This is a genomic window from Mesotoga prima MesG1.Ag.4.2, assembly GCF_000147715.2.
Taxonomy (GTDB): domain Bacteria; phylum Thermotogota; class Thermotogae; order Petrotogales; family Kosmotogaceae; genus Mesotoga; species Mesotoga prima.
The window spans coordinates 1527707-1541351 of the sequence record NC_017934.1 but is presented as its reverse complement, the minus strand read 5'-3'; the positions used below and the strand labels follow the sequence as shown (position 1 = coordinate 1541351).

At 44.9% G+C, this 13645-nt stretch carries 13 protein-coding genes; 7 read left to right on the top strand and 6 right to left on the bottom strand.

Annotated features, from left to right (window positions below; all coding sequences use genetic code 11):
• Positions 1–2: 2 nt before the first annotated feature.
• The 4 genes from THEBA_RS07345 to THEBA_RS07330 all read right to left on the bottom strand — a co-directional run bounded on the left by THEBA_RS07345 (position 3) and on the right by THEBA_RS07330 (position 3482).
• Positions 3–608 (bottom strand): response regulator, encoded by a 606-nt coding sequence (locus tag THEBA_RS07345; RefSeq protein WP_006486983.1) that lies wholly within the window; start codon positions 606–608, stop codon positions 3–5.
• Positions 609–685: 77 nt separating this feature from the next.
• Entirely contained in the window at positions 686–1081 is a 396-nt protein-coding gene (locus THEBA_RS07340; RefSeq protein WP_014731076.1) for a hypothetical protein, read from the bottom strand.
• On the bottom strand, positions 1078–3027 hold the full coding sequence (feoB, locus tag THEBA_RS07335) for a ferrous iron transport protein B (protein WP_014731075.1): 1950 nt from the start codon (positions 3025–3027) through the stop codon (positions 1078–1080). The genes THEBA_RS07340 and feoB overlap by 4 nt, the downstream gene beginning before the upstream one ends.
• Positions 3028–3035: 8 nt before the next feature.
• Positions 3036–3482 (bottom strand): FeoA family protein, encoded by a 447-nt coding sequence (locus THEBA_RS07330; protein WP_006486976.1) that lies wholly within the window; start codon positions 3480–3482, stop codon positions 3036–3038.
• A gap of 517 nt (positions 3483–3999) precedes the next feature.
• Here THEBA_RS07330 and THEBA_RS07325 point away from each other — a divergent pair.
• Positions 4000–4803 carry a PhzF family phenazine biosynthesis protein gene (locus THEBA_RS07325; RefSeq protein ID WP_014731074.1) on the top strand — a complete coding sequence of 268 codons (804 nt, stop codon included), beginning with the start codon at positions 4000–4002 and terminating at the stop codon, positions 4801–4803.
• Here THEBA_RS07325 and THEBA_RS07320 read toward each other — a convergent pair.
• Together THEBA_RS07320 and THEBA_RS07315 are read right to left on the bottom strand one after the other, a co-directional pair.
• Positions 4781–5533, bottom strand: coding sequence for a hypothetical protein (locus THEBA_RS07320; RefSeq protein WP_014731073.1), 753 nt, complete (start codon positions 5531–5533; stop codon positions 4781–4783). The two genes, THEBA_RS07325 and THEBA_RS07320, sit on opposite strands and share 23 nt — an antisense overlap.
• A 62-nt stretch (positions 5534–5595) precedes the next feature.
• Positions 5596–7326: a phospho-sugar mutase gene (locus THEBA_RS07315; RefSeq protein ID WP_014731072.1), complete on the bottom strand. Its 1731-nt coding sequence runs from the start codon at positions 7324–7326 to the stop codon at positions 5596–5598.
• A 190-nt stretch (positions 7327–7516) separates the two neighbouring features.
• Here THEBA_RS07315 and THEBA_RS07310 point away from each other — a divergent pair, with 190 nt between their 5' ends.
• The 6 genes from THEBA_RS07310 to THEBA_RS07285 all read left to right on the top strand — a co-directional run bounded on the left by THEBA_RS07310 (position 7517) and on the right by THEBA_RS07285 (position 13638).
• A complete protein-coding gene (locus THEBA_RS07310; protein ID WP_014731071.1) occupies positions 7517–8833 on the top strand; it encodes a sigma 54-interacting transcriptional regulator in 1317 nt (438 codons plus the stop codon).
• A 70-nt stretch (positions 8834–8903) separates the two neighbouring features.
• Positions 8904–9884 carry a PhoH family protein gene (locus tag THEBA_RS07305; RefSeq protein ID WP_006486967.1) on the top strand — a complete coding sequence of 327 codons (981 nt, stop codon included), beginning with the start codon at positions 8904–8906 and terminating at the stop codon, positions 9882–9884.
• Positions 9847–11340 carry an HDIG domain-containing metalloprotein gene (locus tag THEBA_RS07300; RefSeq protein WP_006486965.1) on the top strand — a complete coding sequence of 498 codons (1494 nt, stop codon included), beginning with the start codon at positions 9847–9849 and terminating at the stop codon, positions 11338–11340. Before THEBA_RS07305 ends, THEBA_RS07300 begins: the two co-directional genes overlap by 38 nt.
• Positions 11282–11710 carry an rRNA maturation RNase YbeY gene (gene ybeY / locus THEBA_RS07295; protein ID WP_006486963.1) on the top strand — a complete coding sequence of 143 codons (429 nt, stop codon included), beginning with the start codon at positions 11282–11284 and terminating at the stop codon, positions 11708–11710. The genes THEBA_RS07300 and ybeY overlap by 59 nt, the downstream gene beginning before the upstream one ends.
• A 3-nt stretch (positions 11711–11713) precedes the next feature.
• Positions 11714–12955 (top strand): DUF1015 domain-containing protein, encoded by a 1242-nt coding sequence (locus THEBA_RS07290; protein ID WP_014731070.1) that lies wholly within the window; start codon positions 11714–11716, stop codon positions 12953–12955.
• Positions 12952–13638 (top strand): IspD/TarI family cytidylyltransferase, encoded by a 687-nt coding sequence (locus THEBA_RS07285; RefSeq protein ID WP_014731069.1) that lies wholly within the window; start codon positions 12952–12954, stop codon positions 13636–13638. The genes THEBA_RS07290 and THEBA_RS07285 overlap by 4 nt, the downstream gene beginning before the upstream one ends.
• The last annotated feature ends 7 nt before the right edge of the window (positions 13639–13645 follow it).

The window sequence follows — 13645 nt, the reverse complement described above, 5'->3', positions numbered from 1 at the left end:
TTTTACTCCTCTAGTTTCTTAAGCTCGTCGGAAGCGTCCTTAAAATCCTCATCGAGTGAGAGCGAGGCCTTCAGATGTTTTATGGCTACTCTGGGATTGTCTTTGGCCACAAGAAGAGCGTAAAGAAAATGTGGAAAGGGTGAACCCGGAAAGTCGGAGAAAAGGTTTCCCATTAGGGACTCCGCCTTCGCCGTCTCCCCTTCCTCAATCAGTCTCTTGATCTCCCTTGCTCGTTTGTAGATGCTGTCTTCTTCTCTAAGCGCAAGTTCTGCCGCATCCCTGATCTCCTGCGGCGTAAATGGTTTAGTCAAGAAATCAACAATTCCCGCTTTGAAAGCGCTCCTCATCGATTCCGGGGAAGTATCCGAAGATATTACTATTACAGGTATTGAATAACCTCTATTTTTAAGTTCTTTTAGAAACTGAATTCCATTCATCGAAGGCAAACTAATATCGGTAAATAGGAGGTCTGGCTTACGTTTCTCGATTTCTTCCAGGGCTTCCTCTGCTGTCACGAAAGTATGGACTTCGTTGTTTTCGTTCTCCATGGTCTTTTTGACGATTCGCCTTACATTTAGCTCGTCATCGACCACGTAAACGAGTGCCATGCAATCACCTCCATAACACAAATCATATTACCATATTAAGATGAATAGTGTTTGATGGTTTTCACAGCCAAAATTCTCTAGAGATTATTCGTCTCAAACTGCTTCTTTGCGAAGTCAAAAAGAAAGGATAATGCAAACCCGGAGATTATTAAAGGAAGATTCATCTCATCGAATGCCAAAAGGCAGGTTGAAGTGAGTAGTCCTCCAAGCCAAATGCTGAATAAAACAAGGACCTGGTAGATAGAAAGTACATATGAGAAGAAACTACCAACGAGAAGATGCGAATACCTCTTTCTAAGGTCGCTTCTTTTCTCTGCCAACCCTAAGAAGTAGATTGCTGAGTTAATTCCAGCAATCATTGCCAGGAAAGGCTCACGTTTGGTCAGAAGAAGGCCGAAAAAGGAGTTTACAGAAAGAGTCGCCAAAAGAGTTCCTCCGAACAAAAGCCAGAAAGTTATCACCCTCTCCTTCATAACAACCCTCCAACAACTCTTACGATCAGTGCAACCGCATACGCGACCGCAAGACTGTAAAAAGCCGAAAAGAAGACGAACTTGTAACTTCCCGTTTCATTCTTAATCACCGCAAGTGTCGGCATACATGGTACATAAAGAAGAACGAACACCAGGAAACTTAAGGCGATCTCTGGACTAATGATGGTTCTCATAATATCTAAAGAAGTGCCGCTCACGCCGGGATTGCCAAAAAAAGTCGTAAGAGAAGAAACTATAACTTCCTTTGCAGCTATTCCAAAGACTAGACTGGTTATCATCTCCCACGTGTATCCCAGCGGAACGAAGAGAGGTTCAAGGGCTTTTCCTATCGTGGCGGCAAAACTTCCCGTTCCTTCCGTCGGAAAGTATGTCAAAATCCAGATCACTATTGAAGCGGCAAGTATTATCGTGCCCGCCTTCTCGAGAAAGTGTCGCCCTTTGTTCCATGTATAAAGCATTATTGAGGTCAACCTGGGCTTTCTGTATCTTGGAAGTTCCATAATCAACGTCGACGGTTCACCTTTGAAAAACAGTTTGTTGATTAGAAGGGCCGAAAGCACTGTTATCACTATGCTTAGCAGATAAAGGAAGAAGACGACTATGCCGGCATTGACTCCGAAGAACGTGCCTGCAATCAGTACGTACACCGGCAGCCTTGCGCTGCAAGATATAAACGGAGAGACCAGAATAGTTACGAGACGTTCCTTGGGTTCTGAAATGGACCTTGTCGACATAATCGATGAAACATTACAACCGAAGCCAAGCAGGAGCGATATAAAAGAGCGACCACTGAGTTTCATTGCATACATAAGCTTATCTATTACGAATGCCGCTCTTGGTAGATAGCCGGTTTCTTCGAGAACTCCAAGGGCAAGAAACAGTATGAATATGTTCGGCACGAACACTAAGATTGCCCCGACTCCTCCAATTACGCCGTCAACGACAAGTGACCTGAGCCAGTCTATAGCGATCCAGCCGCCCACGACACTTCCAACACCATCAAGTAGATTTTCGATCATTATAGAAAGGGGGCCCGAAATAGTGAAGGTCAGCTGGAAAACAATATACATGATTGCGAGGAAGATCAAAATCCCAAGAAACTTATGGGTCATGACGTGGTCGATTGCTTCCGAAAGGTTCCAGCCGATTTTCTCCTTTCCCTTGACGGAAGAAGAGAGAATTCTCTTGATGTATTTATAACGCGTTTCGGCGATCTCTATCGAATAATCATAGTCCAGGCTTATGCCTGTTAATTTCTCGACTTCTTTATCTCTCTCTAAAAGCTTTATGGAAAGCCAACGCTGGTCAAAAGCGGAAAGAGAGGCATTTCCCTTTATTCTATCGGACAGGTTTCTAAGACTGGCCTCTATTTCATCTGTGAAGAGATAATGGACATGACTGCTGCTCCTTGCGCTCTTAATCAGCGTATTTTTCAATTCCTCGATGCCTTCACCTGTAACGGCAGAAGTTAGTACAACAGGAATACCGAGTTGCTTCGAAAGCTCATGCTTGTCTATTTCAAATCCCGCTTTTCTCGCTTCATCGATAGCGTTGACAGCCAGTACTACATCACCGCGAAGCTCCAACACCTGAAGCAAAAGGTAGAGACTTCTCTCAAGGTTAACGGCATCTCCAATTACAAGGGCTACATCAGGCCTTTCATTTATCAGGAAGTCTCGCGCTATTCTTTCATCAAGGCTGGTAGCCCCAAGAGTATATGTTCCGGGCAAATCGACCACGTCAACTGTATGGTTGGCGAGCTTCATTACTCCGGTTCTCTTCTCGACTGTAACACCCGGCCAGTTTGCAACTATCTGCCTTGAACCTGTTAACGCATTGAATATACTGGTTTTACCAACGTTAGGATTTCCGAGAAGCGCTATTTTAATTTTCTTTGACTCAATAGCATCGGCCTGGTTTTCCACGACTAAGTCTATCTCTCCCTAACAATAATTCTCATTGCCTGTCCACGGGAAAGAACTGAACGAATACCCTTTGCACTAACTTCAATTCTCTTCCCCAGATTACCGATCACCGAAATCTTTATACCTTCTTCTATACCGATCATCCTGAGCCTCTGCCTGAAACCCATGCCGCCGTTAATAAGACTTACCCAATAATCGCCCTCTGAAACGTAAGAGAGAGGGAAAGAAGAAGTTTCGACAAGAATCCACATAGAAATATCGTCTCTAAGGGTAATATCACTTCCTTTGATTCTAAAAACCTTAGGATCTCCGAAAGGTGCTACCTTCACGAGCTGGATCTCTTCTCCAGTGACGAAACCCAAACCGCACAGCCTCTCTCTTGTAACAGGCGGTAGCTCCAGTTTTCTTATCTTACCCTTCTCTCCTTCGCACATGCTTGACAGAGGAACGACCATCTACATCACCCTTATTGAGAATTTGTCTCAACAACATTTTATCATCAAACACTGGCAGCTGCACGGTCCGATTATGACGAATTTCTGAAGATCGCCTTTCAGGGCTCCACTTGGTTACCCCTTGTCGTTCAGTTGAATTGTTGACCCTTGGAAAGCTTTTTATGCTCAAAGCCAACCGGATCTTGTCAGTTGCTCATTGCGGCGGAAGTGCCTCCCTTGTTCCTTTTCGAAGGTTATCAATCAATATTCCTTTGAGACTACTCTGGGAAGAGCATGGAGACATATGCTTAGCCTACGAGAGAGAAGAAGAAAGGTCGTTATCGATTCATCCCTGTCGGAGAAGATCGGTTGTGAGTTTCGGTGGGCCAAGTTGCAAAATACAGAAAACTTGATCTCTTAGCATTTTTAGTTCCTACTTACTCCTGAATATAAAAGCATTTGAGGAGTAAAGGCGAAAAGTGTAAAATTTGCTCTGAAGAACATTCGGTTTACGACATAGGTAAAGAGGAGTGGTCTAATGCACTACATCTATCAGGTTGATTCATTCACTGCTGTTCCTTTTTCAGGTAATCCCGCCGGAGTATGTGTTTTGGAAGGGCAAATAGATGAAAATCTCTGCCTGAAAATCTCATCGGAAATGAATCTTTCAGAGACTGCATTTGTTTGGCCTGAAGGAACGAGTAATACTTTCAATTTGAAATGGTTTACGCCAAAGACGGAAGTCAAAATGTGCGGTCACGCAACTCTTGCAACTGCGTGGATTCAATTTACGGAGCTGGGTATTAAAGGCGAGATCTTTTACGAAACACTCAGCGGGAGATTGAAAGTGAAGCTTGTCGATGAAATGATTGAGATGGATTTCCCTTCCGAGGATCCCGTAAGAATCGATCTAGACAGAAGGATCGGGGAGATAATTGGGATTGAAGGCAATGCCTATTATTCGCCAGGTACGGAAAAACTGCTCTACGAAATCCCGGTAAAAGATGAGCTTGAGACGCTTTCGTTTGACACCAAAAGACTTCTGAAAACAGATTTTGGTAAACAATCAAAAGGTCTTATCGTTACGTGCTCGGGTGACGAGAGATATGACTTTTACTCCAGATACTTTGCTCCGTGGGTTGGTATAGACGAAGACCCGGTTACTGGATCGGCACACACAGTTCTTGGTCTCTTTTGGGCTAAGAAGCTAAACAAGAAGAAGCTGAAGGCCTGCCAGCTTTCGGCTAGAAAGGGAGAACTCGAGACTGAGCTGCTAGATGACAGAAGAATCCTGATTCGGGGAAAGGCAGTCACTGTAATCAGGGGCGTGATTTCGATCTAGTCTCTTCTTGATCTAATTCGATCCTGAGCTCAGCCTCATCTATCGGTTCTGTGGGATTAACGGTTGCGAAGACTTTTCTAGATGGGTCCTCCTTTACGATAAAGATCGAAAAACTCACAAGGAGGAGGAAGATCGCTCCCAGGGAAAAACCGGCGACCGTTATGTAACTTGAGAGCTCGAGATTGACGAATCCCACAGCAAATGAGAACCAGGCGAAAACACCTCCCGAAAGGAGGTCTGCCTTGAAATGGGTAAGTATAATTGCCGGAACTAGAAGCAAAAAGAGAAGCAGCACGGAAGCGGCTTCCGAGGAAAAGAATAACGAGAGGCTACAAATCAGTATAACGAGACTAAAGGAAAAGGAAATACTTCCAAGATAGCTCGATTTGATGTGCTTCAGTATTCGACCATAACTGGGTTTGGATAGCCTCAGAAACTGAGCCGAAAGAAAGGAGATCGGAATCGCCATGATCATGGCGATACTCTTAATTCCAACTGCAGAAAAGATGATCCAGAAAGTGAAAGAAGCGTAAAGCGAAAGTAGCCAAACGTTGTCGAAATCTGCCTTCTCATACTTTCTAACAAACTGAAAATGGATTACGATGATGATCGGCCAGAGAAGACTACGGGAAACGGCACGATAGAGATATCCTTCATGTTCTGCTATAGAGCCCTCGGTTAAAATCACACCGAGTATGTAAGAAAGAGCCCATAGGGCAAGGAAGATCATAATCAGGGTTTTAGAAATTTTCAGTTTGCTGCCTCCAATCCGGCGTTTTCAGGCAAGCCGGTCTACTCTACTGACTCTATTCTGCCAAGAACAATCCTTTCGATCCTGTCTACCTTTGACAAAGCTTCCTCTTTATTCTTTGATCTTGAGTAGATATATATTTTGAGCTTCGGCTCAGTTCCCGACGGTCTAACGGCATACCAGGAACCGTCGTCGAAAGAGAATTTGATCACATTAGAAAAGGGAATTCCAGTCTCCGATTCTTTCCCGTTCATAATATCGGTATCAACACCGCTTAAAAAGTCGAGATAGTGAGTAAGCTTCGAACCATCGATTTCGGAAGGGTAGCTCTTCCGGTACTCCTTCATTATTCTTTCGACTCTTTTCTGTCCCGAAACTCCTTCAAGAACGATCGAAATCTGCTTTTCGGAGAAGACTCCATATTTTGCAAAGAGTTCCTCCAGGACATCCAGAAGTGACTTTCCAGCCTTAAGGTAATACGCTGCCATTTCACATAGAAGCATCGAAGTAGATACGGCATCCTTGTCTCTTACGAAGTTCCCTGCTACGTATCCGATACTCTCTTCATAACCGAAGATGAATCTTCCCTCTCCTCGTTCTTCAATATCGAGAGCCTTACCGCAAATATTTTTGAAGCCGGTGAGTGCCTCATAGGTCCTGACACCAAATCCTTCGGCAATTACCTTCGCCATATCTCCCGTTACTATTGATTTCACAATGAATCCATTTTCCGGAAGCAAGCCCTTCTCACTCATCGAAAGAAGAAGATAGTTGACCAGCAGCGCTCCGGTTTGATTACCATTCAAAGCGACATAATCGTCGTCATCTCTGACCATTACTGCCAATCTATCTGCATCGGGATCCGTTGCAAGTAGGATATGAGCGTCCTTTTCAAGACCGAGTCTCTTGGCGAGCGCGAAGGCCTTTATATCTTCAGGGTTTGGGTATCCTACCGTTGTAAAATCGGGATCGGGCCATTCCTGTTCGCGAACTACGAAGACGTTCTCGAAACCTCTCTCATCCAGCACACGACGCACAGGAATGTTCCCAGTGCCGTTCAAGGGCGTGTAGACTATCCTTATTGACTTGTCCAGCTCGTCTTCGGAATCTCTCAAAGTTAAGGACAGGACTTTTGAAATGTATAGATCATCGAGCTCTTTGCCCACTTCTACAAGCAAACCCTTCTTTCTCGCCATTTCAAGTGGAATCGTCTTTGACCCCACGAATAACTCCGTTTTACGCATTTGAGTATAGACTTCATCAGCAATCTCGGGAAGGACCTGGGCGCCATCATCCCAATAGAGCTTGTAGCCATTGTATTCCTTGGGGTTGTGGCTTGCGGTAATCATTATCCCCGCTACAGTGGAAAGCTGGAGTACAGAAAAAGAGAGGAGCGGAGTAGGCCTAATGTCATCAAAGATATACACCTTTATTCCATTTCCCGCAAGAACGGCTGCCGAGATCTCTGCAAACTCTTTCGACATATGTCTCGAGTCGCGGGCAATAACCACACCCTTTTCTCTGTAAGCGGGGTCTCCTGAAAGAATGAAATTCGCCAGACCCTGTGTCGCCCTCGAAACAGTGTATTTGTTCATCCGGTTGTCACCAGCGCCCAACTTGCCTCTCAAGCCTGCGGTTCCAAACTCGAGCTCCTTGTAGAATCGATCCTTTATCTCCGTTTCATCATCTTTAATCGATATCAGTTCGCCGCGAGTACTCTCATCGATAGCCGGGCTCTCGAGCCACTTTCTGTAACGGTCTCTGTAGTCCATCTTAACCTCCTCTTCTATGCTCTAATTATATAGTATCAGTCTAATTTAAAACAAAGAAGGCTGAAACGCGGATACCTTCTTGTAAGGTCCTCTTTACCTTCACTTTTTTCACAGTAGTCGGGTCTTACTGTTCGTACTGACTAGCATTGTATAATCTCAGAGACGACTCTTCACATTTGGGGGTGTAATTTTGCTCTACAGAAAAATCATGGTTGGTGAAAACCTTGAATCCATGCAATGCGAAATGTATTTTGAAAGCCTTTTTGACGTTGATTTTGACTACCTTGTCGGCCTGGGCAAGGAGATGCCGACGATACTTTTCATAGATGCGAGCAAGTATAGCGAAGATGTCCTTAATGACTGGATTTTTGCATTTACCAATATTATTCTCATCAACAACAATCCAATTAGAGCTTTCATTATTAGAGGTTATTCGGAAGAGCGACAGGAGTTCAAGGGTTATTATCGTGTTTTGAGCAGTTATAAGAGTCCAAGACAAATAGTGCAGGAAATTACGTCTAGTATCGACGAGAATCTAGATAAGATCATTGGGAACAGCAACAGGGTACTGCAGATGAAGAAAATGATCGTTCTTTCGATGTTCTACGATGGTTCAATAATGATTCTTGGAGAGACCGGATCTGGTAAGAATCTTCTTGCCGAGATTATCGCAAAACTCTCCCCCAGGGGCTCTAGACCCTTCTATTCAATAAACTGCGCGGCCATCCCGGAGAACCTACTCGAGAGTGAGCTGTTCGGTTACAAAAAAGGGGCTTTCACAGGTGCGGCTGCCGAGAAGGTCGGTCTTATAGAGCAGGCTAATGACGGAACACTATTTCTGGACGAGATCGGAGATATGCCCCTAAACCTCCAAGCAAAGATTTTGGCGATAACCGAGAACCGAGAGTTCTTCAAGATCGGCGCCACCAAGCCCATAAAAGTTGACGTACGCTTCATCACCGCGACCAACAGGTATGACGATGCTGCTATAAGAAATGACCTTAGATACAGACTATCGGCCGTAAAGGTCGACCTAGCGCCCCTGAGGGAGAGGAAGACCGATATTCCCCAGATCTTTGATGCAATTCTTGAAAAAAAGGGATATCTCGTGAAGTTTGAGAACATTCCTCAAGATCTCAAGGAGAGATTCCTTTCCTACAGCTATCCGGGAAATGTGAGAGAGCTGATCAATATGATCGAAGAATACCTGGCAGTAAACGATGTTGTTCAGGCTTCAGTAAACTCTTCGATGTCGAAAAACGTCAAGCTTCTAGCCGAAGAAGCAATGGTGGCAAGAATGTTGAATGGCACAACATATAAAGACTTCCTTCAAGAGGTGTACAAGAGTGTTTCGCATGAACTTTTGGTGCAACGCTCAGAGGTCCTTGGAAACAACATGAACGAGCTTTCAAAGGAATTCGGACTGACAACCAGAAGAATACGAGATCTTCTTGCAGAGGCCAACAGCTACATAAAAGATCATTCTACTGAAGTCGACGACGAGTGAAAGGGCGATCCTTCAAAACCTCCTTATCCTAGAATATTAATGTATAATCTCTGGAGTAGGAGGTGTTCTTTTGGCAGTACGAAAGCTCAGTCTTCCCATGGGAGTTGAAGTAGCCGAGCTTTTCGGAGAGTACGATCGAAAAGCGAAGTATATTCAGAAAAAACTCGACGTAAGAATCTCTATAATTGGTAACGAAATCTGGATAAAGGGTGAGGACGGTAATGGGATTGACATAGCTGAAAAGATTGTTGATGAACTAGTTCAAATGAGCAGAGACGGTCATCTAGTCGAGTGGAGGGAATTCGAGTACATTGTAGATCAACACCTGCAGCACGATGAAGATGATGATAGTTTCAAGGGAGTCTACAACGAAGTAAAGGAAACGACATTACTTTCCAATAGAATAAGGCCTAAAACAATCGGGCAAAAGAACTACATGGAGACAATGAAAGAAAGAGAGCTGGTCTTTTCCATCGGTCCTGCAGGGACGGGTAAGACGTATCTTGCCGTTGCCATGGCCGTTGACTTTTTGAAGTCTGGCAAAGTCCAGAGAATAATCCTAACTCGACCCGCGGTCGAAGCCGGAGAGAAACTGGGATATCTTCCGGGCACACTTCTAGACAAAGTCGATCCCTACTTGAGACCCCTTTACGATGCACTCATGGAGATGATTCCGGCTGAGAAGCTTTCCTATTACAGGGATAGCTCGATAATCGAGGTCGTTCCGCTTGCATATATGAGGGGAAGAACTCTGAACAATTCGTTCATAATTCTAGATGAGGCTCAGAATACGACCTATCAACAGATGAAAATGTTCCTGACAAGAATCGGTTTTGGATCGAGGGTAGTTGTCACCGGAGACATTACTCAGATTGATCTTCCAAGGGATTCCGGATCGGGACTTGTCGTAGTGCAGAGAGTCTTGAAATCGGTCGCCACAATCGGCTTCTCCTATTTAACAGACCAGGATGTAGTAAGAAATCCTCTGGTGAAGGACATTATAAAGGCCTACGATGAATATGAGAGAGAAGAAAAAACTGAAGAAAAGTGATCTCTCAAAGGTCCAGTTTCCCCTCGAGAGACTTCTGAACATAAAGGATCTCACTAATTTCATAGTCTTCCCTGTGTTCCTTGCTTTACTAAACAGACTGCCGTTCCTTTCGCTTCCCTCAAAACCTTTTCTGTATTTCGTTGGATCGGCAATTCTTTGGTACATCTTTGCGGAAAGGTCCGTGAGAAGTAACAGGTACTTCAACCTTCACAGCGCATATAGAATAACGTTCTTTTCTGTAGTGTCCTTCGGTGTTTTCGTTAATTCCTTCGTTCCTTCTTTGGGAGATGAAACGCTTCTGCCAGAAATGACACCTATCTTCTTGAGTGTTTCGATGGTTACCATACTGATAGGCTATCAGGAAGGCATTGGCAGCGGGCTGTTCATGTCGTTTCTTGCATCTGCAAATCTCGACAACTCTCTGGAAACCTTCATATTGTTGTCAGTGGTCGTATTGGCGACTGCCCTCACGACAAGAGCTATAGAGAGAAGGATTGAAATAGCAAGAGCGGGATTCGAAGTCAGTTTGATATTCGTGGCGATAAATGCGATCAGGATGTCTCTTCAGGGTGAGTCCATAAACGCGGTGGATCTTTTGATAGCTTTTGCTAACCCAATATTATCGTCAGTTATTGCTATCGGAATCATTCCCTATCTTGAGTATGCAAGCAGAATCTACTCGAATACGGGTCTCCTTGAACTGGGCAATCTCTCTCACCCACTTCTGAAAAACCTGTCGATTTATGCGCCAGGAACGTATTACCACAGCATCTCTCTTGCAAACCTTTCAGAAGCGGCGGCCGAGCGAATCGGAGCAAATGCAATTCTGGCCAGAGTCGCATCATATTTTCATGACATCGGAAAGTCCAAACGGCCCCAGTACTTCGCCGAGAATCAGCAGGAGGGAATGAATCCTCACGATAACCTCACCCCCTCAATGTCAAACCTAGTGATAAATGAACACGTGAAACAGGGGGTCGAGCAGGCAAGAAAGTACAGGCTTCCGCTTCTTGTTGAAGACGTTATCAAAGAGCACCACGGAACGAGAGTCAAGAAATTCTTCTTTCACAAAGCTAAAAACATTGGACAAGAAGAGAGAAGCGACGATTTCAGATATCCGGGGCCTAAGCCACAGTTTAAAGAGTCGGGGATAATTATGCTGGCCGATTCGGTGGAAGCTGCATTCAAGAGCATCAAAAAGCCCACACCTGCAAAGACCCAGGAACTCGTCGAGGAGATTGTCAATGGAATCTACAACGAGAGGCAGCTTGACCAGAGCGGCCTTGATCTGGACGATCTAGAGAAGATCATTGAAGCCTTTACTAGGGTCCTCATGAACATGAACCAACCAAGGATCGAGTATCCAAAAGAAACTACGGAAAAGGTGGTATCCATCAATGGAGATTCAAATTCAAAACAAGACATCGAAGAAGATAGAAGAGAGCAGAATATCTAATATTGTAGAAAAGGTCGTCAAGGCAGAGCTTGGAGAAAGGAAGATAGGAATGTTGAATCTCCTTTTCACAGATGACTCTGAAATTCGAAGCATAAATAAAGAATTCAGACACAGAGATGAACCAACGGACGTCCTCTCTTTCCAGTACGGGTTGGAAGAGGAGATAGTAGGTGATATAGTAATCTCGCTTGAGAGAATTTCTGAACAGGCCGGCGAGTTTGGCAACTCCTTTGAAGAAGAGCTCTACTACATATTGATACACGGTGTTCTCCACGTCCTCGGCCACACGCACGAGGGATACGACGATGAAGGAGAAGAGATATTCAGTCTCCAGAGAAATTACTATAAACGTTTTGTTGAGGAGGGATAGACGTTGTCTGATTTTAGGCCATTCAGGGCAGTGAGACCCGCTGAAGGAATCGAGCAGAAGGTCAATTGCCCCCCTTATGATGTTGTCTCATTTGAAGAGGCCAGAGAGATCGGGAGAAATCCCGAGAGCTTCATGCATGTTATCAGGGCTGAGATCGATCTGCCAGTGGACTCAGACCATTACAGCGATCTAGTGTACGAGAAGGCAAGAGAGAACTTTGAAACGATGCTTCAAAGTGGAGTCCTGGTACAGGAAGAAGAGCCACTGTATTATATATACTGGCAGAAGATGAAGGACCATATCCAGATCGGAGTAGTTGGAGGAGCAAGTGTTGATGAGTATCAGAAAGACTTGATCAAGAAACACGAGCTCACCAGACAGGATAAGGAAGAAGACAGGATAAAACACATAAAAACGGTAAACGCGAATACTGGAATGGTCTTCCTGACATTCAGATCAAACGAGAAGCTCGAAACTCTCCTACAGAGTTATTCCAGGAAACTACCTCTTTCCATGCGTGTTATCGATGAAAACGATGTTGAACACAGACTTTATGCGGTGAAAGAGCGGGATGGAGTTGAAGAAATTCGAGAGGCATTTAAGGAGATCGACTGCATGTACATCGCCGACGGCCATCACCGGGCGGCCTCTTCCTCCAGAGTTAGAGAACTTCTGAAGGAAAGCAATCCCGGACATACCGGAAATGAAGAATACAACTTCTTCATGGCAGTTGCCTTTCCACATACTCATCTGAAGATTATGGCCTACAACAGGGTAGTTCAGGATTTGAACGGAATGAGCGAAAACGAGTTCCTTGAAAAGGTTGGGCGGGTCTTTGAAGTCGAGGATGCTCCGAAAGACCCGTATGAACCTGCCATGAGACATGAGTTCGGCATGTGCCTTATGGGAAGGTGGTACAAGCTCACCGCCAAAAAGGGTACGTTTGACGAAAATGATCCGGTCTCGAGTCTGGACGTCGACATACTTCAGAAGAACCTTTTGAGCCCTGTTCTCGGAATCGATAATCCGAGAAAGGACTCGAGGATTGATTTCGTTGGAGGCATTCGAGGTCTAAAGGCTCTCGAAAACAGAATAACCAATGGCTGGGCAGTTGCCTTTTCAATGTTTCCCACCTCGATGGAAGAGCTTCTTGCCGTCGCCGATGAGGGAAAGATCATGCCTCCAAAATCAACCTGGTTCGAGCCAAAACTGCGAAGTGGGCTGGTCGTTCATTTACTGAAATGAAGACCGGAGCAATCATAGTTGCAGGTGGAACCGGACGAAGGATGAAATCGTCCCTTCCAAAGCAGTTTATGACTCTCGGTGGAAAAGAGATGTTTGTCAGATCCGTGGAAATATTCCATGGATCTGATTTTGTTTATTCCACGGTATTGGTTGTTCACAGAGACTGGATAAACAAAGCGAAGGAAATACTTCTGAAGAGGGGACTGAACTCGGTAATGGTTGTCCCCGGTGGAGAGAGCAGACAGGAATCAGTATACAAAGGGTTGCTCTCATGCAGAGAAGTCGGTTTAGAAGCAATAATGATTCACGACGCAGTGAGGCCCTTCTTTTCTCGTAGTCAGATTCCAGAGCTCCTTCGGCTTGTCGCTCCAGGTAGAGGGGTGGTAGTGACGGAAGGAGTAAACGATACAGTTTATCTTGTGGGGAACGACGAAGTTTTGGATGTACCGGACAGGAACTGCTTAAGACTGGCAGAGACTCCACAGACTTTTCCATATGATGAAATGCTGGAGGTCCATAAAAGGGCGGTTGAAGAAAACATACTTTCGTCTACGGATGACGCACAGCTTTTCGTCAGATCTGGTGGACAGGTGATCACTGTAAACTCGATCGCTCCTAATCCGAAGATTACGACTGCTTTCGACTTCGATATGGCAGAACTACTGATCAACAAGGGGTCATAGAGTGAAG